The sequence below is a fragment of the Pseudomonas sp. 7P_10.2_Bac1 genome (assembly GCF_025465935.1).
In the GTDB taxonomy this organism is placed as follows: Bacteria; Pseudomonadota; Gammaproteobacteria; order Pseudomonadales; family Pseudomonadaceae; genus Aquipseudomonas.
Map to the genome: position 1 here is coordinate 12,832 of NZ_JANLNV010000072.1, position 24,067 is coordinate 36,898.

Genomic DNA, 24,067 nt, shown 5'->3' on the forward strand with positions numbered 1-24,067 from the left:
GACAATCTGTGGGCATTCTGATAACAGCCGTCAAAAACGCTCTAACCCTTACGGAATAGGGGTTGGGCAGGGGTCTAAAGATCATTACCGACCATCTGTTAACCCGCTGATAGCCACAAAGAATAAGAATTTGATCGATTAACGACGTTTGGCGTGCGTCTAGTGTGCCGTTTCGGGTGCCGTCACCGATGGTTTAGGCTAGAATGCCGGGCCTCAAAGCACACCCCTCCCGAGGCTGTCCCGAAGATGTTGATCCTGCGCGGCGCTCCTGCCCTTTCTGCCTTTCGCCACAGCAAACTCCTTGCACAACTGAGCCTGAAGGTTCCAGCTGTCAGTGGTTTGTATGCTGAATTCGCCCACTTTGCCGATGTCACCGGTGATCTGACCAGCGATGAACAGCAGGTACTGGCTCGCCTCCTGAAATACGGCCCAAGCGTGCCGGTCCAAGAGCCAAATGGCCGACTGTTTTTGGTGCTGCCGCGGTTTGGCACCATTTCTCCTTGGTCGAGCAAGGCCAGCGATATTGCCCGTAACTGTGGCCTGAGCAAGATTCAGCGCCTGGAACGCGGTATTGCTTTCTATGTTGCCGGCCAGTTCAGCGACGCTGAGGCCGAGCTGATTGCCGCTGTATTGCATGACCGCATGACCCAGATCGTACTGGGCAACCTGGAGCAGGCCGCCGGTCTGTTCAGCCATGCCGAGCCAAAACAGCTGACCGCCATTGATGTGCTGGGCGGTGGCCGCGCCGCTCTGGAAAAAGCCAACGTCGAGTTGGGTCTGGCGCTGGCTGAAGACGAAATTGACTACCTGGTCAATGCGTTCAACGGCTTGGGTCGCAACCCGCACGACATCGAGCTGATGATGTTTGCCCAGGCGAACTCCGAGCATTGCCGTCACAAGATCTTCAACGCCAGTTGGGACATCGACGGCGAAAGCCAGGAAAAAAGCCTGTTCGGCATGATCAAAAACACCTACGTGATGCACAGCGAAGGCGTTCTGTCGGCTTATAAAGACAACGCCTCGGTGATCGTCGGCAGCGTGGGCGGGCGTTTCTTCCCGAACCCTGAAACCCGCCAGTACGGTGCGGTGCAGGAGCCTGTGCACATCCTGATGAAGGTTGAAACGCACAACCACCCGACCGCCATTGCCCCGTTCCCGGGCGCAGCGACCGGTTCCGGTGGCGAGATTCGTGACGAAGGTGCAACCGGTCGTGGCGCCAAGCCAAAGGCAGGCCTGACCGGCTTTACCGTTTCCAACCTGCAGATCCCAGGCTTTACCCAGCCGTGGGAAGTGCCATACGGCAAGCCGGAACGCATCGTAACGGCACTGGACATCATGATTGAAGGCCCGCTGGGTGGCGCGGCGTTCAACAACGAGTTCGGTCGTCCGGCCCTGACTGGCTACTTCCGTACCTTTGAACAGTCCATCAGCACCCCGCGTGGCGAAGAAGTGCGCGGTTACCACAAGCCAATCATGTTGGCCGGCGGCATGGGCAACATCCGCGCCGAACACGTGAAAAAAGGCGAAATCACCGTTGGCGCCAAGCTCATCGTGCTGGGTGGCCCGGCCATGTTGATCGGTCTGGGCGGCGGTGCGGCGTCTTCGATGGCGACCGGCGCCAGCTCGGCAGACCTGGACTTCGCTTCGGTACAACGCGAAAACCCGGAAATGGAACGCCGTTGCCAGGAGGTGATTGACCGTTGCTGGCAACTGGGTGACAAAAACCCGATCAGCTTCATCCACGACGTGGGTGCGGGTGGTCTGTCCAACGCATTCCCTGAACTGGTCAACGATGGCGACCGCGGTGGCCGTTTCGAACTGCGCAACATTCCAAACGACGAGCCGGGCATGGCCCCGCACGAAATCTGGAGCAACGAATCCCAGGAACGTTACGTTCTGGCCGTCAGCGTTGAAGACTTCGATCGTTTCCAGGCGATCTGCGAGCGCGAGCGTTGCCCGTTTGCCGTGGTGGGCGAGGCGACTGCCGAGCCACAACTGACCGTGACCGACAGCCATTTCGGTAACAGCCCGGTGGACATGCCGCTGGAAGTTCTGCTCGGCAAGGCCCCGCGCATGCACCGTTCGGTGGTACGTGAAGCCGAGCTGGGCGATGACTTTGATCCAGCGTCCCTGAACCTCGGCGAGTGCATCGAGCGCGTTCTGCACCACCCGGCCGTGGCCAGCAAGAGCTTCCTGATCACCATCGGCGACCGTACCATCACCGGCCTGGTTGCCCGTGATCAAATGGTCGGCCCGTGGCAGGTTCCGGTCGCCGACGTTGCCGTCACCGCCACCAGCTTCGACGTGTATACCGGCGAAGCCATGGCCATGGGCGAGCGGACCCCGCTGGCACTGCTGGATGCTCCTGCATCGGGCCGCATGGCCATCGGTGAAACCCTGACCAACATCGCGGCCTCGCGGATTGGCAAGATCTCCGACATCAAATTGTCGGCCAACTGGATGTCGGCGGCTGGCCACCCAGGTGAAGATGCCCGTCTGTACGACACCGTCAAGGCTGTCGGCATGGAGCTGTGCCCTGAGCTGGGTATCACCATTCCGGTGGGCAAGGACTCGATGTCGATGCAAACCCGCTGGAACGATGAAGGCGCAGACAAGAGCGTGACCTCGCCACTGTCGCTGATCGTGACCGGTTTTGCCCCGGTGCTGGATATTCGCCAGACCCTGACCCCTGAACTGCGCATGGACAAAGGCCTGACCGATCTGATCCTGATCGACCTGGGCCGTGGCCAGAACCGCATGGGTGCCTCGATCCTGGCGCAGACTTACGGCAAGCTGGGCAAGCAAGCGCCCGACGTTGACGATGCTGAAGACCTCAAGGCCTTCTTCGCCGTTATCCAGGGCCTGAACGCAGACGGCCACCTGCTGGCCTACCACGACCGTTCCGACGGTGGTTTGCTGACTTCTGTAATGGAAATGGCATTTGCCGGTCACTGCGGCCTGAACCTGACCCTGGATTGCCTGGCTGACAGCGTCGGTCAACTCCCGGCGGTTCTGTTCAACGAAGAACTGGGTGCCGTGATTCAGGTACGTCAGGACGCTACCGCTGACGTGCTGGCACAGTTCAGCGCTGCGGGCCTGGGCGAGTGCGTCGATGTGATTGGTCAACCGCTGAACAACAGCGAAGTCACCATCACGTTCCATGACGAAAAAGTTTTTGCCGGCCAGCGCGGTGAGTTGCAGCGCCAGTGGGCAGAAACCAGCTTCCAGATCCAGCGTATGCGTGACAACGCCGACTGCGCCCAGCAAGAGTTCGATGTGCTGCTGGAAGAAGACAACCCGGGCCTGACCGTGCAGTTGAGCTTCGACGTCAACGCCAATATCAGTGCGCCGTACATCAAAAAAGGCATTCGCCCACAGGTTGCCGTACTGCGTGAGCAGGGCGTCAACGGTCAGGTTGAAATGGCGGCGGCGTTTGACCGTGCCGGTTTCAATGCAATCGACGTGCACATGAGCGACATTCTGGCCGGCCGCGTCGACCTGAACGAGTTCAAAGGTCTGGTTGCTTGCGGTGGCTTCTCCTACGGTGACGTACTAGGTGCTGGTGAAGGCTGGGCCAAGTCGGCCTTGTTCAACGCTCGTGCACGTGACGCCTTCCAGGGCTTCTTCGAGCGCAGCGACAGCTTCAGCCTTGGCGTGTGCAATGGTTGCCAGATGATGTCCAACCTGAGCGAGTTGATTCCGGGCAGCGAGTTGTGGCCGCACTTCGTGCGTAACCGCTCCGAGCAGTTCGAAGCCCGCGTTGCCATGGTTCAGGTGCAAGAGTCCAATTCGATCTTCCTGCAGGGCATGGCCGGTTCGCGCATGCCGATCGCCATCGCCCACGGTGAAGGCCACGCAGAATTCGCCAGCCCTGAAGCGCTGTTGCAAGCCGACCTGTCGGGTACTGTTGCACTGCGTTTTGTCGACAACCACGGCAAGGTCACCGAGAAATACCCAGCCAACCCGAACGGTTCGCCGCGCGGGATCACCGGTCTCACCAGCCGTGACGGCCGCGTGACGATCATGATGCCGCACCCTGAGCGCGTGTTCCGCGCCGTGCAGAACTCGTGGCGTCCAGAAGAGTGGAGCGAAGATGCGCCATGGCTGCGCATGTTCCGTAACGCTCGGGTTTGGGTAGATTAAGGGCGTGTACAAGCTCAGCTTTTTCGTTCCGCCAAGTCATGTCGACGAGGTCAAGCGTGCCGTATTTGCCGCCGGTGGCGGTCGAATCGGCACCTACGACCAATGCGCCTGGCAGACCATGGGGCAGGGCCAGTTTCGAGCGCTGGACGGCAGTCAGCCGTTTATCGGGCAAACCGGCCAGGTCGAATATGTCGGCGAATGGAAAGTTGAGCTGGTCGTGGCAGATGAACTGATTCAGGCCGTGGTGGCTGCGCTCAAGCAAAGCCATCCGTACGAAACACCTGCTTACGAAGTGTGGCGCCTGGCTGATCTTTAGCCTGGCGTTGCATAAAAAAGCCCGCTGGCCCTTATGGGGCAGCGGGCTTTTTAGTGCGCGTGTTTCGGCTGGTCAGGGGCGAATTTCCACTAGGGTGCCGTCCTTGACCATGCTCCACACTTCACGCATTTCGTAGTTTTTCATGGCGATACAGCCATCGGTCCAGTCGAGCGTGTGGAACAGCTCCTCAGGGTTTTCTGCTGAGTCCGGCGTGCCATGAATCATGATCATCGAACCCGGGTTCACTCCGGCACGCCGTGCAGCGGCCGCATCGGTGACGTTGGGGTAGTTGATGTGCATGGCCAGATTGAATTTTTCGCTGCGCTTGCGCCAGTCCACCCAGTAAAGGCCTTCGGGCGTACGCTTGTCGCCTTCCTGTAATTTAGGCCCTTTAGGCTGTTTGCCCAACGAGATGCGATAGGTCCTGATGGCTTTACCATCGCTGATCAGCTCGAGCCTGCGAGCGGACTTTAGTACGAGAATCTTGTCGACTTTTTGGCTGCCACTGGTCCGTTGTGACGCTTGGGGTGGTTTAAGCACCTGATCTTTGTCGACGGGCTTGCCGTTGATAGTCATGACTACAGCGGCTTGGCAAGTAACGGCAAACGACAGGCAAAGTGCAGCAAGCAACCAGCGCATTAGGGAGGTATTCCTGAGGTACAAGGCAAACAACATTATTGTTGAGGTTTTATCAACTCTGGCAGTGGCGGCACCGCTTCGCTGCGCACAGGGTAAGTCTGTGTCGGGCGATCAGAAAAAAAGCATTCTAGGGTACGGCTCACAGTGCGAAAAGCTAACTCTGACCAAGGGATCTCAGCCTCGTCAAACAGCCGCACTTCCAGGCTTTCTTCGCCGGCCGCAAAGTCGAGGCTTTGCAGTTCGGCGCGGTAGAAAATATGCACTTGATTGATGTGAGGCACATCGATCAGCGTGTAGATAGCCAGTTGCTGAACCTGGGCGCAGGCTTCTTCCAGGGTTTCCCGGCGCGCAGCCTGCTCGACGGTTTCACCGTTTTCCATAAAGCCCGCGGGGAGTGTCCAATAGCCTTTGCGCGGTTCGATGGCGCGTCGGCACAGCAGCACTTGCGTGCCCCAGGTGGGCAGGCAACCGGCGACTATATTAGGGTTTTGATAATGAATCGTGTGGCAGTGGTCGCAGACATAACGCAGGCGAGAATCGCCTTGGGGGATATGTTGGCTGACAGAGTTACCGCACTGACTGCAAAATTTCATGCTGTGCTCTCGGGCTGTGGCGCCTATCTTGGGGCTGGGACGGATTTACAGCAAGCCCCACTTTGTGCCCTGCGACAGTCTGGGGCTTGGGTGCCTTGGGCAAATTGGTGCATGATGCCCGATAAGTGACGGATCGAGATGACCTATGCTGGATGAGCTACTTAGCCGTATGAGTCGCTACACCCCTGGGACGCTGGACACAGAGCGCAGCTTCCCGGAGGCGGCAGTATTGTTGCCGGTGACGCGCAGTGACGAGCCTGAATTGATTCTGACCCTGCGTGCCAGCGGGTTGTCGACTCACGGTGGTGAAGTGGCTTTCCCGGGTGGGCGGCGCGACCCGGAAGACCCGGACCTGGTGTTTACCGCGCTGCGTGAGGCCGAAGAAGAAATCGGCCTGCCGCCCGGGCTGGTCGAGGTGATCGGGCCGCTCAGTCCGTTGATCTCATTGCACGGCATACGGGTCACGCCTTATGTCGGGCTGGTTCCCGATTATGTCGAGTACCTGGCCAATGATGCCGAGATCGCTGCCGTGTTCAGCGTGCCGCTGGATTTTTTCCGTCAGGACCCGCGAGAACATACCCACCGTATCGATTACCAGGGGCGCAGTTGGTATGTGCCCAGTTACCGTTTTGGCGTGTACAAGATCTGGGGCCTCACGGCGATCATGATCGTTGAGTTGATGAACCTGCTGTACGACGACGTCAACATCAGTCTGCACACCCCGCCTGAACGTTTTATCAATGTATAGAGCTGTCTGTAGACAGCCACGCCTGCCTTGAGGACATCAGCATGAAATACCGTTTGGGCGACTCCCGCGTCGACACTCATCCCGACAGTTGGGCTGCCCCCAACGCCACTTTGATCGGCAAGGTGCGTCTGGAAGAGGGCGCCAGTGTCTGGTTTAACGCTGTATTGCGTGGTGACAACGAACTGATCCTGATCGGCAAGCACAGCAACGTGCAGGACGGTGCGGTGATGCACACCGACATGGGCTACCCGCTGACCCTGGGCACCGGCGTGACCATTGGCCATAACGCCATGTTGCACGGCTGCACTGTTGGTGATTACAGCCTGATCGGTATTAATGCGGTGATTCTCAACGGTGCCAGGATTGGCAAACATTGCATCATCGGCGCCAACTCGCTGATTGGCGAGGGCAAGGAAATCCCGGACGGTTCGCTGGTCATGGGCTCGCCCGGTAAAGTGGTGCGAGAGTTGACCGAAGAGCAGAAAAAAATGCTGGAAGCCAGTGCCGCCAGTTATGTGAAAAATGGCCAGCGCTATGCTCGTGACTTGGCGGTGCAAGACGATGAGTGATGTCGAGCGTCCGGTCGCCTCACCCTGCGTGAGCGTTTGCGCACTGGATGACGATGACATCTGCACCGGCTGCCAACGTACCGTGGCCGAAATCACCCGTTGGAGCCGCATGACCAACCCCGAGCGCCGCGAAGTACTGGCCCTTTGTCATGAACGGGCCAAATCCAGCGGCGTGATGTGGATGCTGGGCAGCAAATCCTGATCTGTAGGAGCGAGCTTGCCTCGCGATCTTCTGATTTTAAAAAGATCGCGATGCAAGCCGGCGTTCTACAAAAAAGGGCATGACTCAAGTACCCTGTGCGCCTTAATTTGAGGTGTCGCCCTGTCCATGCTGTTTCTTGTCGCTTATATCGCCAGCGTTGTGCTGATCAACTACGCGTTTTCTTCGGCGCCGCACCTGGACATTATCTGGTCCGCGTGGGGCGGTCTGGTGTTTGTGCTGCGCGATATGGTGCAAACCCGCTTCGGTCACGGCGCGCTTTTGGCCATGCTGGTTGCGCTGGTGTTGTCCTACATCACCTCCGACCCTTCCATCGCCTTGGCCAGCGCCACCGCCTTTGCGGTATCCGAATGCATTGACTGGCTGGTCTTCAGCATTACCCGCCGCCCATTGCATGACCGTCTGTGGATCAGCTCGGCGCTGAGCATCCCGATTGATACCTTTATTTTCTTCGGCATGATCGACGCCTTTACTCCCGGCGTGATCATCACCGCGATGGCGTCAAAATTTGCCGGCGTGACCTGTGTCTGGCTGGCCATGGCCTGGCGTTTGCGCAAAGCCAACCAAGCTAAGGCCTGATGCGCCGGATCATGTAAAATGCCGACCTTTCTTCCCGGCAGGCGCTAGCGTTGCAAGCGCCTTCGATGATTTGCTTCCTTGAGGACCTGAAATGACCCGTATCGGAACTCCACTGTCGCCGACTGCGACCCGCGTAATGCTGTGTGGCTGCGGCGAGCTGGGTAAAGAAGTTGTCATCGAATTGCAGCGCCTGGGCGTTGAAGTGATTGCCGTTGATCGCTATGAAAATGCCCCGGCCATGCAGGTTGCGCACCGCAGCCACGTGATCAACATGCTGGACGGCGCAGCGCTGCGTGCCGTCATCGAGCTGGAAAAACCGCATTACATCGTTCCTGAAATCGAAGCCATCGCCACCGCGACCCTGGTGGAGCTGGAAGCCGAAGGCTTTACCGTGATCCCGACCGCGCGTGCCACGTCGCTGACCATGAACCGCGAAGGCATCCGTCGCCTGGCCGCCGAAGAGCTGGACTTGCCGACCTCGCCGTACCACTTCGCGGACACCTTTGAGGATTACAGCCAGGCGGTTCAAGACCTGGGCTTCCCTTGTGTCGTCAAGCCAGTGATGAGCTCCTCGGGCAAAGGCCAGAGCCTGCTGCGCAGTGCCGACGACGTACAAAAGGCCTGGGACTACGCACAGGAAGGCGGTCGTGCGGGCAAGGGACGCGTCATCATCGAAGGCTTCATCGACTTCGACTACGAGATCACCTTGCTCACTGTGCGCCACGTTGGCGGCACCACTTTCTGTGCGCCTGTCGGGCATCGTCAAGAGAAGGGCGACTATCAGGAGTCCTGGCAGCCACAGGCTATGAGCCCGATCGCGCTGGCGGAATCCGAGCGCGTGGCCAAGGCGGTGACCGAGGCGCTGGGCGGTCGTGGCCTGTTCGGCGTTGAGCTGTTTATCAAAGGCGATCAGGTGTGGTTCAGCGAAGTGTCGCCGCGTCCGCATGACACCGGTCTGGTCACGTTGATTTCACAGGACCTGTCGCAGTTTGCACTGCATGCTCGCGCCATTCTGGGCTTGCCGATTCCATTGATCCGTCAGTTCGGCCCGTCGGCTTCGGCTGTGATTCTGGTGGAAGGCCAGTCGACTCAGACCGCATTCGCCAACCTGGGCGCCGCTCTGAGCGAGCCTGATACCGCGCTGCGTTTGTTCGGCAAGCCGCAAGTCAATGGTCAGCGCCGCATGGGTGTCGCCCTGGCCCGTGACGAGTCGATCGAAGCGGCCCGCGCCAAAGCGACCCGCGCCGCCCAAGCGGTTGTTGTAGAGCTGTAACTCGACCTGTAGGAGCTCGTCTCGCGATCTTTTGAGCTTTAAAAGATCGCGAGGCAAGCTCGCTCCTACAGTTTTTATGCGACCTTGTTCAGGTCCGCTTCTCTGGTTTCTTTCAAGCACAGCACAGCGATCAAACTGAGCACAGCTGCGCCCGATACATACCCGCCTACCCAACTCAAACCACCCATGGCCACCAGCTTCTGAGCAAAGAACGGTGCGGCCGAGGCACCCACAATCCCGCCCAGGTTATAGGCCGCAGAAGCGCCGGTGTAACGCACGCGGGTCGGGAACAGCTCCGGCAACAGGGCACCCATGGGGGCGAAGGTCACGCCCATCAAAAACAACTCGATGCACAGGAACAGCGCCACGCTCCAGGTTGAACCCTGGGTGAGCAACGGCTCCATCAGGAAGCCGGATAAAATCGCCAGTATCCCGCCGACCACCAGCACCGGTTTGCGCCCATAGCGATCACTGGCCCAGGCCGACAGCGGTGTGGCCGCTGCCATGAACAGCACGGCAAAGCACAGCAGGCCCAGGAATGTTTCGCGGGTGTAGCCCAGGGTGGCCACGCCATAACTCAACGAAAACACCGTTGAGATGTAAAACAGTGCATAGCAGACCACCATCGAGGCGGCGCCCAGCAGCATCGGTACCCAATATTGCGCAAAGAGCTCGAAGATCGGCATTTTTACGCGTTCGTGTTGCGCCACGGCTTTGGCGAAGACCGGCGTTTCTTCCAGCTTCAGGCGCACATAGAGGCCGACCATCACTAACGCTGCGCTCAACAGGAACGGGATTCGCCAGCCCCATGAGCGGAATTGTTCATCGCTGAGGGCCATTGCCAGCACCAGAAACAAACCGTTGGCCGCCAGAAAGCCGATCGAAGGGCCTAGCTGCGGGAACATACCGAACCAGGCGCGCTTGCCTTTGGGGGCGTTCTCGGTGGCAAGCAACGCCGCGCCGCCCCATTCACCACCCAGCCCCAGGCCTTGGCCGAAACGCAGCACGCACAGCAGAATCGGGGCCCAGGCACCGATAGTGGCGTAACCCGGCAGCACGCCGATCAGGGTGGTACATACACCCATCAATAGCAGAGATGCCACCAGCGTCGATTTACGTCCGACCCGGTCACCGAAGTGGCCGAACAGAAATGAGCCCAGTGGACGGGCCAGAAAGGCAATGCCAAATGTCAGAAAGGCCGACAGCATTTGTGCGGTGCCTGACGTTTGCGGGAAGAAGACCGGGCCAATGACCAGTGCCGCCGCCGTGGCATACACATAAAAGTCATAGAACTCGATGGCTGTGCCAATAAAGCTGGCGGTGGCCACGCGGGTCGTGGAGTTGAGCGGTTTGTCGGACGAGGCTTCGCCGTAGGCGGTACTGGAAGTCATGCGCGTATCCCTGACAGTTATGAGCTCCTGGTTGCTATCTGCCTGGGTGGCGAGATCTACCTGAGCAATTGTTATGGTCGTTTAGCCCTGAGGCTGGGTGTAGACGCGGTTCGGGATGGGAACAAGCGCTGGTCATGTATAAAGCCGCCCGCTGACAGCGCAGGGTGCGGGTAGCACGCGTGTCGGCGGGGCTTGGATAAGCGCTTTGATTATAGGGAGGCCGACAAGAATGTAACAAGGCCTTACATGGTGATCAGGCAGCGGGCTTGACGCTGTCGTGCCAGATCAATACGCGGCTGACGCGATTATCTTCGGTGGCGAGGATTTCCAGGCGGTAGTGGCCGATCTTCAGGCACACCATGCTTTCCGGAATGGTTTCCAGCGCTTCGGTAACCAGCCCGTTGAGGGTTTTCGGGCCATCGCTGGGCAAGTGCCAGCCCAGGCTTTTATTCAGTTCGCGCAGGCTGGCCGCGCCATCCACTACAAAGCGCCCATCGGGAAGCGGCTCAATGTGGGGGTTGTCGAGGTTTTGCTCGTCCTCGAACTCGCCGACGATCTCTTCAAGAATGTCTTCAAGTGTGACAATGCCGAGCACTTCGCCATATTCATCGACTACCACGCCGATTCGGCGCTGCTGCTTGTGGAAATTCAGCAACTGCAGGGGGAGCGGGGTGCTTTCCGGGACGAAGTACGGCTCGTGGCAAACTGCTAGCAAGGCCTCTTTGGTCAAGCTGGCATCCGCCAGCATGTGCTGAATATGGCGGGTGTTAAGGATGGCTTCGACCTGGTTGATGTCGTTGTGAAACACCGGCAGGCGCGTGCGTTTGGTCAGGCGCAGTTGCTCGATCAGGTCTTCTATCGAGTCATCCAGATTCACGCCTTCTACTTCGCTGCGCGGGATCAGAATGTCGTTGACGGTAATGTTGTCCAGCGCCTGGATGCCTGACAGCAGGGAAGGGCGGCTGTTGGCCTGCTCGACTTCTCGGGCAGGCACTTCGCTGGGTGATTGCGGCGGGGCGTCGCGATGCTTTTTGGCGCCAGCCTTGCGCGACGTCTTGCCAATAAAGAACCCTAACCCGAGAAACAGCAGGGCCAATACTGCGAGCACTGGACCGTGGGGCAAGCTATCCATATTCATCGCCGTCAGATATGCAGAATGTATTCACGAACCAGTTTGCTGCCAAAGTAGGCCAGCATTAACAGGCAGAAACCGGCCAGGGTCCAGCGAATGGCTTTGTGCCCGCGCCAGCCGAGGCGATTACGCCCCCACAGCAGTACGCTGAAGACGATCCAGGCCAGGCAGGCCAGCAGCGTCTTGTGCACCAGATGCTGGGCAAACAGGTTGCCCAGAAATACCCAGCCAGAAATCAGCGACAGTGACAGCAGCGACCAGCCCGCCCACAGGAAGCCAAACAGCAGGCTTTCCATGGTTTGCAACGGCGGGAAGTTTTTGATCAGGCCCTTGGGATGCTTGTGCTTGAGTTGGTAATTCTGCAAGGACAACAGCAGCGCCTGGAACACGGCGATCGTGAACATGCCGTAGGCCAGAATCGATAAAAGAATGTGCAGCAGGATGCCCGGCTCTTCATCGACTACCTGAACGGTACCGGCGGGGGCGAACTGCGACATCAATACCGTGAATATCCCAAGCGGATACAGCAGTAGCAGCAGGTTCTCGACCGGAATGCGTGCACAGGCCACCAGTGTCACGATAATCACCGCCACGGCAATCAGGCTCGCAGCGCTGAAAAAGTCCAGCTCAAGGCCTGCCGGTGTCAGCAAATGGGTAAAGAGGCTCGCGGCGTGAGCGATCACGGCAAGAATGCCGAGCGTCACCAATAGGCGTTTGTTGGCCTTGGCGCCCTGGCGCAGGCATTTGCCTTGATAGAAGGTCGCAGCGGCATACAAGCAAGCGGCGGCGAGGCTGGGTAGCAAGCTGGGTGACAAGGGGAGCATAAATCCTGTTAGGCAAGCCCGAAAGGGCTGAGTTTGGCATACAACCGGCCGTACACGAAAGACCACATAAGCCGACGGCAAGGTGTCCGCCGCGGCCAGTCTTCGCTATAATCCGCGACCTGCCCACGCCGCAGGCTCGCCGAGCATCAGTTTTACACGGGCTGGGCCGCAATTACCCCGGTCTACTTTGGGCCTGAAAGGATCGCGCATGTTTGAAAATTTAACCGATCGTCTCTCGCAGACGCTGCGCCATGTCACCGGCAAGGCCAAGCTGACCGAAGACAATATTAAAGACACCCTGCGTGAAGTACGCATGGCGCTGCTGGAAGCCGACGTAGCTTTGCCAGTGGTCAAAGACTTTGTCAGCTCGGTCAAGGAGCGTGCGGTCGGCACAGAAGTGTCGCGCAGCCTGACACCGGGCCAGGCGTTTGTGAAAATCGTCCAGGCCGAACTCGAAAGCCTGATGGGCGCTGCCAACGAGGACCTGACCCTCAACGTTGCGCCACCTGCCGTGGTCCTGATGGCCGGTTTGCAGGGGGCGGGTAAAACCACGACGGCTGGCAAGCTGGCGCGCTTCCTTAAAGAGCGCAAAAAGAAAACCGTAATGGTGGTCTCGGCCGACGTATACCGTCCGGCGGCGATCAAGCAGCTGGAAACCCTGGCGGGCGAAGTGGGCGTTACGTTCTTCCCGTCCGATATCAGCCAGAAGCCGGTGGCGATTGCGCAAGCCGCTATTAATGAAGCCAAGCTCAAATTCATCGATGTTGTGATCGTCGACACCGCCGGTCGCCTGCACGTCGATGCTGAGATGATGGCCGAGATCCAGGAGCTGCACGCGGCCGTCAAACCGGTCGAAACCCTGTTCGTGGTTGATGCCATGACCGGTCAGGACGCGGCCAACACGGCCAAGGCCTTCGGTGATGCGCTGCCGCTGACCGGTGTGATCCTGACCAAGGTCGACGGTGATGCCCGTGGCGGTGCGGCCCTGTCCGTGCGCTCGATCACTGGCAAGCCGATCAAGTTCATCGGTATGGGCGAGAAGAGCGACGCGCTCGAGCCGTTCCACCCGGACCGTATCGCTTCGCGCATCCTGGGCATGGGCGACGTGCTCAGCCTGATCGAGCAAGCCGAACAGACGCTCGATAAAGACAAAGCCAACAAACTGGCTAAAAAGCTCAAAAAAGGTAAGGGCTTCGACCTCGAAGACTTCCGCGACCAACTGCAACAGATGAAGAACATGGGCGGCCTTGGCGGCCTCATGGACAAACTGCCGAACATGGGCGGTGTGAATCTGGCGCAAATGGGCAATGCCCAGGGCGCCGCTGAAAAGCAGTTCAAGCAAATGGAAGCCATCATCAACTCCATGACTCCGGCCGAGCGTCGTGACCCTGACCTGATCAGCGGTTCGCGCAAGCGTCGTATTGCCATGGGTTCCGGTACTCAGGTGCAGGACATCGGCCGCTTGATCAAGCAGCACAAGCAGATGCAAAAGATGATGAAGAAGTTTTCGGCAAAAGGCGGAATGGCCAAAATGATGCGCGGCATGGGCTCGATGTTGCCCGGCGGCGGCATGCCAAAAATGTAAATTACCCGCCCGCACGCTTGCGTGCGGGTAACTCGCAGCCTTGCGAGACACCTGGCAAACCCGTGTTATGCGGGAGCCAATCTGTCGCCATTCGTGGCGGCCTTATAGCAAATCTGCATGGCAGGTCCATAGGCGCCTGAAAAAGACATTTGCAAAAGTCCGGATATTCCTTAGAATATGCGGCCTTTCGGGCACCCATGCCCGCTGTGCATTTAGATTTGCAGCACCGACTACAGGAACGATGTTCACATGCTAACAATCCGTCTTGCCCTTGGCGGCTCCAAAAAGCGCCCGTTTTACCACTTGACCGTTACCGACAGCCGTAACCCACGTGACGGTTCTCACAAGGAACAAATTGGCTTCTTCAACCCGGTTGCCCGTGGTCAGGAAGTTCGTTTCTCCGTTAAAGAAGACCGCCTCGCTTACTGGTTGAGCGTTGGTGCACAAATGTCTGAGCGCGTTGCTCAGCTTGTGAAGGTCAATGCCAAGGCTGCGGCCTGAGCAATATGAGCGTGACGCCAGAAGTTGCTGATGATTTGATCGTTATCGGCAAGATTTTTTCGATTCATGGCGTTCGCGGCGAAGTGAAGGTGTACTCCTTTACGGATCCAATTGACAACCTGCTGGATTACAAAAAAGTCACGCTTCGGCGTGGTGCTGATGTACGGCAGGCAGAGCTGGTCAGTGGTCGTTCCCAGAACGACAAGTTTCTGGTTGTGAAGATCAAGGGTCTCGATGACCGTGATGAAGCAGGTCTTCTTCGCGAATTCGAAATCTGCGTGCCACGCAGCCTGTTTCCTGAACTGACCGACGGCGAGTACTACTGGTACCAGCTGGAAGGCCTCAAGGTCATCGACACAGAAGGGCAATTGCTCGGAAAGATCGATCACCTGCTAGAGACTGGCTCTAACGATGTGATGTACGTCAAACCTTGCCCTGGTAGCCTGGATGACCGTGATCGCTTGTTGCCCTATACGGAGCAATGCGTGTTGAACGTCGACCTGGAAGCCGGCGAGATGAAGGTGGATTGGGATGCGGACTTCTAAGCGTGGCTAAATTACGCGTAGAAGTGATCAGTTTGTTTCCCGAAATGTTTTCCGCCATCAGCGACTATGGCATCACCAGTCGCGCGGTGAAACAAGGGCTCTTGCAGCTCACCTGTTGGAATCCGCGGGACTACACAACAGACCGGCATCACACTGTGGATGATCGCCCATTTGGCGGTGGTCCGGGCATGGTGATGAAGATCAAGCCTCTGGAAGATGCGCTGGTTCAGGCCAGAGAAGCAGCCGGAGAGGCGGCGAAGGTGATTTACCTGTCGCCCCAAGGCCGCCAGCTGAAACAGTCGGCGGTACGCGAACTGGCGAATGAGGAAGCATTAATCCTTATTGCAGGTCGTTATGAAGGCATTGACGAGCGTTTTATAGACGCTTATGTCGATGAAGAGTGGTCGATTGGTGACTATGTACTCTCCGGTGGTGAACTGCCGGCGATGGTTCTGATTGATGCGGTTACACGACTGCTGCCCGGAGCTTTAGGGCATGTGGACTCCGCGGAGGAAGACTCCTTCACGGACGGTCTGCTGGATTGCCCGCACTACACCCGACCGGAGGTGTATGCGGATCAGCGTGTTCCCGACGTATTGCTAAGTGGCAATCATGCACACATCCGGCGTTGGCGTTTACAGCAGTCCCTTGGGCGGACCTATGAACGACGCGCCGATCTTCTGGAAAGCCGCTCGCTTTCTGGAGAAGAGAAGAAGCTGCTTGAGGAATATATCCGCGAGCGGGACGATAGTTAACAACGTATCGATGGTAGATCCAGACGATCTACCTTAGGAGCACAGCATGACTAACAAAATCATCCTTGCACTCGAAGCAGAGCAGATGACCAAAGAGATCCCTACCTTTGCCCCGGGCGACACCATTGTCGTTCAGGTGAAAGTGAAGGAAGGCGACCGTTCGCGTCTGCAAGCTTTCGAAGGTGTAGTGATTGCCAAGCGTAACCGTGGCGTGAACAGTGCTTTCACTGTTCGTAAAATCTCCAACGGTGTTGGCGTAGAGCGTACTTTCCAGACCTACAGCCCGCAAATCGACAGCATGGCTGTGAAGCGTCGCGGTGACGTTCGTAAAGCCAAGCTGTACTACCTGCGTGACCTGTCCGGTAAAGCAGCTCGCATCAAGGAAAAACTGGCTTAAGTCCAGCTTCCCGATGCAGAAAAAAGCAGCCTTCGGGCTGCTTTTTTGTTGCCTGAAATTTGTCAGACCTTTGTCCAGTTGTAGGTAGTAAAAGCATGACTTTGCGTGAGCAAGAGATTCAACGTCGTACCGAGTTATCCGTTACCCGCATTACCAAAGCGGTATTCCCTTCTACCACCAACCACCACAACACCTTGTTTGGCGGCACGGCGCTGGCCTGGATGGACGAAGTCTCGTTCATCGCCGCGACCCGTTTCTGCCGCTTGCCGTTGGTGACCGTTTCGACCGACCGTATCGACTTCAACCACCCGATTGCGGCGGGTTCAATTGTGGAATTGATTGGGCGTGTGGTGAAAGTCGGCAACACCAGCCTCAAGGTTGAAGTTGAAGTGTATGTCGAGAGCATGAGCTGTGATGGGCGTGAGCTGGCGATCCAGGGCCTGTTCAGTTTTGTAGCGATTGATGACGACAAGCGCCCGGTGCCGGTCCTGCCAGGGTTTGCGTGACAGGCAGAGCGAGCTGTCTACTCAGAACAGCACAAAACATGATCATCTCCCAATCAGTGCCTTTTCCTGGTGGGGGAGTGCAAGGTCGCCCATGAAAACTGATGGTTTATCACGTCAGCGTCCTATGAAAGACTACGGTCGATTTTCCACTTCCCATTAATTGATGCATGCGCGTAAGCCGTGCTGTACGAGTGCCAATGCCTGCCATCGACAATCCGCTTATCGATCGCTTTCTGGACGCCTTGTGGCTGGAGAAAGGTTTATCGGACAACACCCGGGATGCTTATCGCAGTGATCTGGCGTTATTCAATGGCTGGTTGCAGGAGCGAGGCATTGAATTGATCAATGCCGGGCGCGAGTTGATCCTGGATCATCTGGCCTGGCGTCTCGAACAGGCCTATAAACCGCGTTCAACGGCGCGCTTTTTGTCCGGCGCGCGTGGTTTTTATCGCTATTTGCTGCGTGAAAAGCTCATAGCCGTCGACCCGACCTTGCAGGTCGACATGCCGCAGTTAGGCAGGCCGTTGCCCAAATCGTTGTCAGAAGCCGACGTTGAGGCCTTGCTCGCCGCGCCTGACTTGAGTGAAGCCATCGGTCAGCGCGATCGTGCCATGCTGGAAGTGCTCTATGCCTGCGGCTTGCGCGTGACCGAGCTGGTCAGCCTGACCTTGGAACAAGTCAACTTGCGTCAAGGCGTACTTCGGGTGATGGGCAAGGGCAGCAAGGAGCGCTTGGTGCCGATGGGCGAAGAAGCGATTGTCTGGGTTGAACGCTACCTGCGCGATGGCCGGGCAGAGCTGTTGAACGGCCGCCCCAGTGATGTGTTGTTTCCCAGCCAGCGTGGTGAACAGATGACGCGCCAGACCTTCTGGCACCGGATCAAGCACCAGGCCATGGTGGCCGGGATCGAGAAGTCACTGTCCCCCCACACCTTGCGCCATGCGTTCGCCACCCATTTGCTCAACCATGGCGCGGATTTGCGCGTGGTGCAGATGCTGCTGGGGCATAGCGATCTGTCTACGACCCAGATTTACACCCATGTGGCCCGGGCGCGTTTGCAAGACCTGCATGCCCAGCATCATCCGCGGGGCTAGGGGCTTTCTCCCCTTTGGGGCGCGTGTAGAGTTTAGCCAGTGACGCGGCTTGTAATGAAACGGGAACAGGCCCAGTGCGTCAGTTGGGCGTCGGTCATACGGGCCATCTGTGGTAGGCTTTGCCGGTTTCGAAAGCGAGCCGCCAAAACCCGTTTTTACACCGTGTTATCAGGCTTGGCCGTTTGTCCGCCTTCAGGAGTTCCCATGCGCGTGACCCAGATTTTCGCCGCCGCAGCCATTGCGTTGGTCAGTACCTTTTCATTCGCCGACACCGGCGCCGAACAAGCCATTCGCAAGAGCCTTGATACGCTGCAACTGGATGTTCCGGTCGAGAGCATCAGCGCAAGCCCGATGGCGGGCCTGTATGAAGTCAAGCTCAAAGGCAGCCGCGTTCTGTATGCCAGCGCCGATGGCCAGTTCATCGTTCAGGGCTACATGTTTCAGCTCAAGGATGGCAAGCCGGTCAACCTGACCGAGAAAGCCGAGCGCGAAGGCGTTGCCAAGTTGATCAACGGCATCCCGGTGGCAGAAACCGTCGTTTACCCTGCCATTGGTGAAACCAAGTCGCATATCACGGTGTTTACCGACACCACGTGCCCGTATTGCCATAAATTGCACGGCGAAATCCCTGAATTGAACAAAATGGGGATCGAAGTGCGCTATGTTGCGTTCCCGCGCCAGGGCCTTGGCTCGCCGGGTGACCAACAGTTGCAGGCCGTCTGGTGTTCCGCGGACAAGAAAAGCGCCATGGACAAGATGACCGACGGCAAAACCGTCAACGCACCGAAATGCGCCAACCCGGTTGCCAAGCAATTTGCCCTAGGGCAGTCGATCGGGGTCAACGGTACACCGGCTATCGTGCTTGCCGATGGTCAGGTGATTCCGGGTTATCAGCCTGCTGCGCAGGTTGGCAAGCTGGCACTCAGTGTTAAATAATCCTGTGTCGTTACGCTAAGCCGGTAACGATCATGGTCGGGCAATTCAACTGCCCGGCTATTAATAGAGAACCGTGGTTGTCCACGGTTGTTTTCCACGGCCGACCTTGAGTCGGCCGTTTTATGGGGAGTTCAGCGTGAATCCGGTCAAAGTAGGTATCTGTGGGCTCGGGACCGTCGGTGGCGGTACCTTTAACGTACTTAAGCGTAACGCCGAGGAGATTGCCCGTCGTGCCGGGCGTGGCATCCAGGTTGCGCAAATTGCTCTGCGTACGCCAAACCCTCAGTGCGACATTACCGGTACCCCCATTACCAACGATGTTTTCGCTGTTGCCACCAACCCTGAAATTGACATCGTTATCGAGTTGATTGGTGGTTACACCATCGCCCGTGAACTGGTGCTCAAAGCCATTGAAAACGGAAAGCACGTGGTCACCGCCAACAAGGCGCTGATTGCTGTGCACGGTAACGAGATCTTCGCCAAGGCCCAGGAAAAGGGCGTGATCGTGGCGTTCGAAGCCGCTGTTGCAGGCGGTATCCCGGTGATCAAGGCCATTCGTGAAGGCCTGTCGGCCAACCGTATCAACTGGGTAGCGGGCATCATCAACGGCACCGGTAACTTTATCCTCACCGAAATGCGCGAGAAGGGCCGTACGTTTGAAGACGTGCTGGCTGAAGCGCAAGCCCTGGGCTATGCCGAAGCCGACCCGACCTTCGACGTTGAAGGTATCGATGCAGCTCACAAACTGACGATTCTGGCGTCGATCGCCTTCGGTATTCCTTTGCAATTCGACAAGGCCTACACCGAAGGCATCACGAAGCTGACCACCGCTGACGTGAACTACGCCGAAGCCCTGGGCTATCGCATCAAGCACCTGGGTGTTGCACGCAGCACGGCTAGCGGCATTGAGTTGCGGGTGCACCCGACCCTGATCCCGGCTGACCGTCTGATCGCCAACGTCAATGGCGTGATGAACGCTGTGATGGTCAATGGCGATGCAGCAGGTTCAACTCTGTTCTACGGTGCTGGCGCCGGCATGGAACCGACAGCGTCCTCGGTGGTTGCTGACCTGGTCGACGTAGTTCGGGCCATGACCTCCGACCCTGAAAACCGCGTCCCGCACCTGGCCTTCCAGCCGGACTCGCTGTCGGCTCACCCGATCCTGCCGATCGAGGCCTGTGAAAGTGCTTATTACCTGCGCATCCAGGCCAAGGACCATCCGGGCGTCCTGGCTCAAGTGGCCAGCATCCTGTCGGAGCGCGGTATCAACATCGAGTCGATCATGCAGAAAGAAGCCGAAGAGCATGACGGTCTGGTGCCAATGATTTTGCTGACTCACCGTGTTATCGAGCAGCACATCAATGACGCCATCACTGCGCTTGAAGCGTTGCAAGGCGTTGTGGGTCCAGTCGTTCGCATCCGCGTAGAAAGTCTTAATTAATGAAGCAGCGGCAAGCTTCACGCGCAAACTGCAAGTCAAAAGCCACTCTGCCTTTACTTGCCGCTTGCCACTGAACGGCTTGCCGCTCAAACCGAAGGTTTGCACCCATGCGCTATATCAGCACCCGTGGCCAGGCACCGGCCCTGAATTTTGAAGATGTCCTGTTGGCCGGTCTGGCCAGCGATGGCGGTTTGTATGTGCCAGAAAACCTGCCGCGCTTCACCCAAGAAGAAATCGCTTCCTGGGCAGGCCTGCCGTATCACGAGTTGGCATTCCGGGTGATGCGCCCGTTTGTCACTGGCAGCATTCCCGATACCGATTTCAAAAAGATCCTGGAAGAAACCTACGGCGCTTTTGCCCACAATGCGGTAGCACCGCTGCGTCAGCTCAATGGCAACGAGTGGGTGCTTGAGCTGTTCCACGGCCCAACGCTGGCGTTCAAGGACTTTGCCCTGCAGTTGCTGGGGCGTCTGCTGGACTACGTACTGGCCAAGCGTGGCGAGCGTGTGGTCATCGTGGGGGCTACGTCGGGCGATACCGGCTCGGCTGCCATCGAAGGCTGCAAACACTGTGAGAACGTAGATATTTTCATCCTGCATCCGAACAACCGGGTGTCGGAAGTACAACGTCGGCAAATGACCACGCTGTTTGGCGACAACATCCACAACCTCGCTATCGAAGGCAACTTCGATGACTGCCAGGAAATGGTCAAGGCCAGCTTCGCCGACCAAGGTTTCCTCAAGGGCACGCGTCTGGTAGCCGTGAACTCGATCAACTGGGCGCGGATCATGGCCCAGATCGTTTACTACTTCCATGCCGCCCTGCAACTGGGTGGGCCGCATCGTTCGGTGTCGTTCTCGGTGCCAACCGGCAACTTCGGCGATATTTTCGCAGGCTACCTGGCGCGCAACATGGGCTTGCCGGTCAATCAGTTGATCGTTGCCACCAACCGTAACGACATCCTGCACCGCTTCATGAGCGGCAACCAGTACGCCAAGGAAACCCTGCACGCGACCCTGTCGCCGTCCATGGACATCATGGTTTCTTCCAACTTCGAACGTCTGCTGTTCGACCTGCACGGTCGCAATGGCGCAGCGGTTGCGGGGTTGATGGACTCGTTCAAGCAAACCGGCACCTTCAGTGTTGAAGATGATCGCTGGACCGAAGCACGTCGCCTGTTCGATTCGCTGGCTGTCAACGACGAGCAAACGTGTGAAACCATTGCCCAGGTGTTTGCCCAAACCGGCGAGGTACTGGACCCGCACACTGCCATCGGCGTGAAAGCTGCTCGTGAGTGCCGTCGCAGCCTTGATATTCCAATGGTCATCCTTGGGACAGCGCATCCGGTCAAGTTCCCTGAGGCCGTTGAAAAAGCTGGCGTAGGAAAAGCTCTCGAGCTGCCTGCTCACCTTTCGGATTTGTTCGCACGAGAGGAGCGTTACACCGTTTTGGCCAATGATCTCAAGGCCGTGCAGGCCTTTGTCAGCCAGCATGGCAATCGTGGGAAAGCCCTTTAAAGGTCTTTTTCTTACGTACTTTTAAGCCCGTCATCTGACGGGCTTTTTTGTGGGTGCGTGGCACACTTGCTCCGTTTTCGCCTCCTTATGCTGGCGAGTAGTCGGTCAAGGAGACTGTCATGCCACGTTTTGTCCGCGTGCTGAAATCATGGATGTTGCTGGCGCTTTTCATCGCCCCGATGAGTCTCAACACCTGTGTCCAGGCTGCCCAGGGCCTACCGTTCAAGCTGCCGCAAAGCTTTGTCGAGCTCAAACCGCTCACGCTTGATCAAGAGCAACGGCAATGGCTGGAGGAGCGCGGGCGGTTGCGCGTAGGTATCTCGATTGCCGATTACGCCCCCATGGACATTGCGAGCGAACGCAACCGCTATCAGGGTATCAGCGCCGATTACCTGAGCCTTGTGCGCGACAAACTGGGGGCCAAGATCGAAGTGCTGGGCTTCAGCAAACGAGATCAGGCAGTGGCAGCGCTGCTCGCGGGCAAAATCGACATTCTGACCAGCGCGACCGGTTACGAGCGCGGTATAGAGGGGCTACTGTTTTCGACCGACTACATGACGGATCGCTCGGTGATGGTCGGCAAAGACGATGCAGCGCCAGAGGGGAGCTGGGACGGCAAGAAAATCGGCTTTCTCGACGGCGAAGTCGATGCGCACGTTGCCGATGCGTTTTACCCACGCAGTGAAATCCTCCTGACGCCCACCTTGCACAGTGCCCTCGAAGCGCTCGATGAGGGCGATATTGATGCATTGATTGCCCATGAAATGATGGTCCGGGCCTTCAAGACCCTGCGGCCTTACTCGAGTCTGCGTATTTTGGGGCAGAGTGCCTTGCCGGAGTCGGGCTTCGCCTTTGCGGTACGCCGTGCTGATCCTCAGTTGCAGGCCTTGATTGAGCACGCTTTGAGCAGTCTGGATGACTCCATGAATCAGGTGATCCTTTCGCGCTGGACCACAGGGCTGGCCGACGGTATTGGCCAACAGCGCATTAAGCTACTGCCTCGGGAACAAGCCTGGATCAAGCAGAACCCGGTGGTCATCGTCGCCTCGCAGCAATACCCGCCGTATATCTTCAAAAACGGTGAAAAACGCTGGGAAGGATTGAACGCCGATATCCTGGCCCGTATTTCTCGCATGACCGGGCTGCAGTTTGTCCATGAGGAAAGCCCGTCAACGGCGCGAACCCTGGAGATGATCAAAAGCGGCAAGGCGCAAATGAACACAACCTTATCCAAGAATGCCGAGCGCAAGTCATTTCTCAACTTTACCTACTCCTATGGAGGCGCTCCCTGGGTCTTCGTGGTACGCAGCAATGACTATCGCCTGAGCTCCCTCGACCAGCTTGCGGGCAAGGTGCTGGCCCTGCCAGCTCGGCATGCACTGGAATCCATGGTGCGCAGCGACTACCCAGAGATCATTGTGCGCAATGTCGAGAACTACGTGCAGGCACGTGAACTGGTTGAGCAAGGGGAGGCGACTGCCACGATCCAGAACGAAATTCAGGCTTATCTACATACGGCCAGGCGCTTGAAAGTGGGGCGAAGCGTCGATGGTCGCTGGTCCACGGACAACTTTAGTGTCTCGGACCAGTTCCCGGAGCTGCTCGACATACTGAACAAGGGGCTGGAGGCCATCCCCATGGCCGACATGCAGGCGCTGCGCCAAAAGTGGCTGCATGAGCTCAGTAAAATGCCAGCCGAGACACACACGGCCATTTCCCCGTGGGCCTACGTGGGCCTGGCGGGCGGCATGGGCCTGGCGGGCGTGCTGGTGATATGGAACCGGCGGCTGGCCAGCCGGTTGCGGCATGGACGCTTGGTTGAGGGCGCATTGAACGCTCAATTGGCGTTTGGGCAACGCTACTTTGATGCGATTCCACATCCTGTTTTTGTGAAGGGGCTGGGAGGGCAAATCATCACGTGCAACCGCACCTACGAAGATTTTTTTTCGACCCGACTCGAACTGATCCATGGGCGTGTCATGACTGAAGCCGCATTTTTATCCGATCAAACCACTGAGCAGCTTCAAGGGGAACTCCTGCAAGTTCTTCGCAATAGAAAGCCTTATTACCAGAAGCGTAACCAAGCGTTTAAAACAGCCAGTGGTGAAATCTATTGCTGGATGGTGCCGTTTTACTCTGATTCGGGGCATTTGGCAGGTGTGGTCGGAGGCTGGTCTGACCTGTCAAAAGAGAAAAAATGGGAGTCAGTGAGTAGCGTTTCCACGCCGGGTATGTCCAGTCGTCACTGACTCTGGCGTTTTGATAAGGCCGTTGTAATGTGCGAAGCCCGCTTTCTAGCGCAGGGATGGCTGCCACGCAGTGCTTGGTGTTGTCGTTGCCTACATCAATTTAGGATTATTCCT

General features: G+C 57.7%; 22 protein-coding genes and 1 pseudogene. 18 read left to right on the forward strand and 5 right to left on the reverse strand.

Annotated elements, in window-relative coordinates; genetic code table 11:
• The first annotated feature begins 246 nt into the window (after window positions 1-246).
• Complete coding sequence (gene purL / locus NTD86_RS14920) at window positions 247-4,143, forward strand: phosphoribosylformylglycinamidine synthase (protein ID WP_262203311.1); 3,897 nt, start codon at window positions 247-249, stop codon at window positions 4,141-4,143.
• A 4-nt stretch (window positions 4,144-4,147) separates the two neighbouring features.
• Window positions 4,148-4,459, forward strand: coding sequence for a YqfO family protein (locus tag NTD86_RS14925; protein WP_262203312.1), 312 nt, complete (start codon window positions 4,148-4,150; stop codon window positions 4,457-4,459).
• Window positions 4,460-4,531: 72 nt separating this feature from the next.
• Here the strand turns inward: NTD86_RS14925 and NTD86_RS14930 are convergent, their stop codons facing one another.
• Both NTD86_RS14930 and NTD86_RS14935 read right to left on the reverse strand, forming a co-directional pair.
• Entirely contained in the window at window positions 4,532-5,098 is a 567-nt protein-coding gene (locus NTD86_RS14930) for a murein L,D-transpeptidase family protein (RefSeq protein WP_262203313.1), read from the reverse strand.
• Window positions 5,099-5,133: 35 nt separating this feature from the next.
• Window positions 5,134-5,691 carry an NUDIX hydrolase gene (locus NTD86_RS14935; protein WP_262203314.1) on the reverse strand — a complete coding sequence of 186 codons (558 nt, stop codon included), beginning with the start codon at window positions 5,689-5,691 and terminating at the stop codon, window positions 5,134-5,136.
• A 145-nt stretch (window positions 5,692-5,836) separates the two neighbouring features.
• Between NTD86_RS14935 and NTD86_RS14940 the strand changes: the two genes are divergently transcribed.
• The 5 genes from NTD86_RS14940 to purT all read left to right on the forward strand — a co-directional run bounded on the left by NTD86_RS14940 (window position 5,837) and on the right by purT (window position 9,080).
• Window positions 5,837-6,439 carry a CoA pyrophosphatase gene (locus NTD86_RS14940; protein WP_262203315.1) on the forward strand — a complete coding sequence of 201 codons (603 nt, stop codon included), beginning with the start codon at window positions 5,837-5,839 and terminating at the stop codon, window positions 6,437-6,439.
• A 41-nt stretch (window positions 6,440-6,480) separates the two neighbouring features.
• Entirely contained in the window at window positions 6,481-7,008 is a 528-nt protein-coding gene (locus tag NTD86_RS14945) for a gamma carbonic anhydrase family protein (RefSeq protein ID WP_262203316.1), read from the forward strand.
• Window positions 7,001-7,210, forward strand: a complete 210-nt coding sequence (locus tag NTD86_RS14950) for a DUF1289 domain-containing protein (RefSeq protein WP_262203317.1) — start codon at window positions 7,001-7,003, stop codon at window positions 7,208-7,210. The genes NTD86_RS14945 and NTD86_RS14950 overlap by 8 nt, the downstream gene beginning before the upstream one ends.
• Window positions 7,211-7,336: 126 nt before the next feature.
• On the forward strand, window positions 7,337-7,807 hold the full coding sequence (locus NTD86_RS14955; RefSeq protein ID WP_262203320.1) for a VUT family protein: 471 nt from the start codon (window positions 7,337-7,339) through the stop codon (window positions 7,805-7,807).
• 91 nt (window positions 7,808-7,898) lie between these two features.
• Window positions 7,899-9,080 (forward strand): formate-dependent phosphoribosylglycinamide formyltransferase, encoded by a 1,182-nt coding sequence (purT, locus tag NTD86_RS14960; protein WP_262203321.1) that lies wholly within the window; start codon window positions 7,899-7,901, stop codon window positions 9,078-9,080.
• Between the two features lie 74 nt (window positions 9,081-9,154).
• Here purT and NTD86_RS14965 read toward each other — a convergent pair whose 3' ends face one another.
• From NTD86_RS14965 to NTD86_RS14975, 3 genes and pseudogenes are all read right to left on the reverse strand, one after another.
• Window positions 9,155-10,471, reverse strand: coding sequence for an MFS transporter (locus tag NTD86_RS14965; RefSeq protein ID WP_262203323.1), 1,317 nt, complete (start codon window positions 10,469-10,471; stop codon window positions 9,155-9,157).
• A 253-nt stretch (window positions 10,472-10,724) separates the two neighbouring features.
• Window positions 10,725-11,414: pseudogene (locus NTD86_RS14970) on the reverse strand (transporter associated domain-containing protein); the annotation flags it as partial.
• 200 nt (window positions 11,415-11,614) lie between these two features.
• Window positions 11,615-12,427 (reverse strand): inner membrane protein YpjD, encoded by an 813-nt coding sequence (locus NTD86_RS14975; RefSeq protein ID WP_048368180.1) that lies wholly within the window; start codon window positions 12,425-12,427, stop codon window positions 11,615-11,617.
• Between the two features lie 208 nt (window positions 12,428-12,635).
• On the opposite strand from NTD86_RS14975, the gene ffh reads away from it, so the two are divergent.
• The 11 genes from ffh (at window position 12,636) to NTD86_RS15030 (ending at window position 23,953) form a co-directional block, all read left to right on the forward strand.
• On the forward strand, window positions 12,636-14,012 hold the full coding sequence (ffh, locus tag NTD86_RS14980; RefSeq protein WP_262203324.1) for a signal recognition particle protein: 1,377 nt from the start codon (window positions 12,636-12,638) through the stop codon (window positions 14,010-14,012).
• A 249-nt stretch (window positions 14,013-14,261) separates the two neighbouring features.
• Window positions 14,262-14,513, forward strand: coding sequence for a 30S ribosomal protein S16 (gene rpsP / locus NTD86_RS14985; RefSeq protein WP_047277364.1), 252 nt, complete (start codon window positions 14,262-14,264; stop codon window positions 14,511-14,513).
• Window positions 14,514-14,518: 5 nt separating this feature from the next.
• The gene (gene rimM / locus NTD86_RS14990) at window positions 14,519-15,058 is read left to right on the forward strand and encodes a ribosome maturation factor RimM (protein WP_262203326.1); all 540 of its coding nucleotides are present in this window, start codon (window positions 14,519-14,521) and stop codon (window positions 15,056-15,058) included.
• A gap of 2 nt (window positions 15,059-15,060) precedes the next feature.
• A complete protein-coding gene (trmD, locus tag NTD86_RS14995) occupies window positions 15,061-15,813 on the forward strand; it encodes a tRNA (guanosine(37)-N1)-methyltransferase TrmD (RefSeq protein WP_262203327.1) in 753 nt (250 codons plus the stop codon).
• A 46-nt stretch (window positions 15,814-15,859) separates the two neighbouring features.
• A complete protein-coding gene (gene rplS, locus NTD86_RS15000; protein ID WP_003175895.1) occupies window positions 15,860-16,210 on the forward strand; it encodes a 50S ribosomal protein L19 in 351 nt (116 codons plus the stop codon).
• A gap of 95 nt (window positions 16,211-16,305) precedes the next feature.
• A complete protein-coding gene (locus NTD86_RS15005) occupies window positions 16,306-16,716 on the forward strand; it encodes an acyl-CoA thioesterase (RefSeq protein WP_262203328.1) in 411 nt (136 codons plus the stop codon).
• Between the two features lie 197 nt (window positions 16,717-16,913).
• A complete protein-coding gene (xerD, locus tag NTD86_RS15010) occupies window positions 16,914-17,810 on the forward strand; it encodes a site-specific tyrosine recombinase XerD (RefSeq protein WP_262203329.1) in 897 nt (298 codons plus the stop codon).
• A gap of 204 nt (window positions 17,811-18,014) precedes the next feature.
• Window positions 18,015-18,746, forward strand: coding sequence for a thioredoxin fold domain-containing protein (locus NTD86_RS15015; RefSeq protein ID WP_262203331.1), 732 nt, complete (start codon window positions 18,015-18,017; stop codon window positions 18,744-18,746).
• Window positions 18,747-18,882: 136 nt separating this feature from the next.
• Window positions 18,883-20,187 (forward strand): homoserine dehydrogenase, encoded by a 1,305-nt coding sequence (locus NTD86_RS15020; protein ID WP_262203332.1) that lies wholly within the window; start codon window positions 18,883-18,885, stop codon window positions 20,185-20,187.
• Between the two features lie 107 nt (window positions 20,188-20,294).
• Entirely contained in the window at window positions 20,295-21,704 is a 1,410-nt protein-coding gene (gene thrC / locus NTD86_RS15025; RefSeq protein ID WP_262203333.1) for a threonine synthase, read from the forward strand.
• 119 nt (window positions 21,705-21,823) lie between these two features.
• Window positions 21,824-23,953, forward strand: coding sequence for a transporter substrate-binding domain-containing protein (locus NTD86_RS15030; RefSeq protein WP_262203335.1), 2,130 nt, complete (start codon window positions 21,824-21,826; stop codon window positions 23,951-23,953).
• Window positions 23,954-24,067 lie beyond the last annotated feature (114 nt).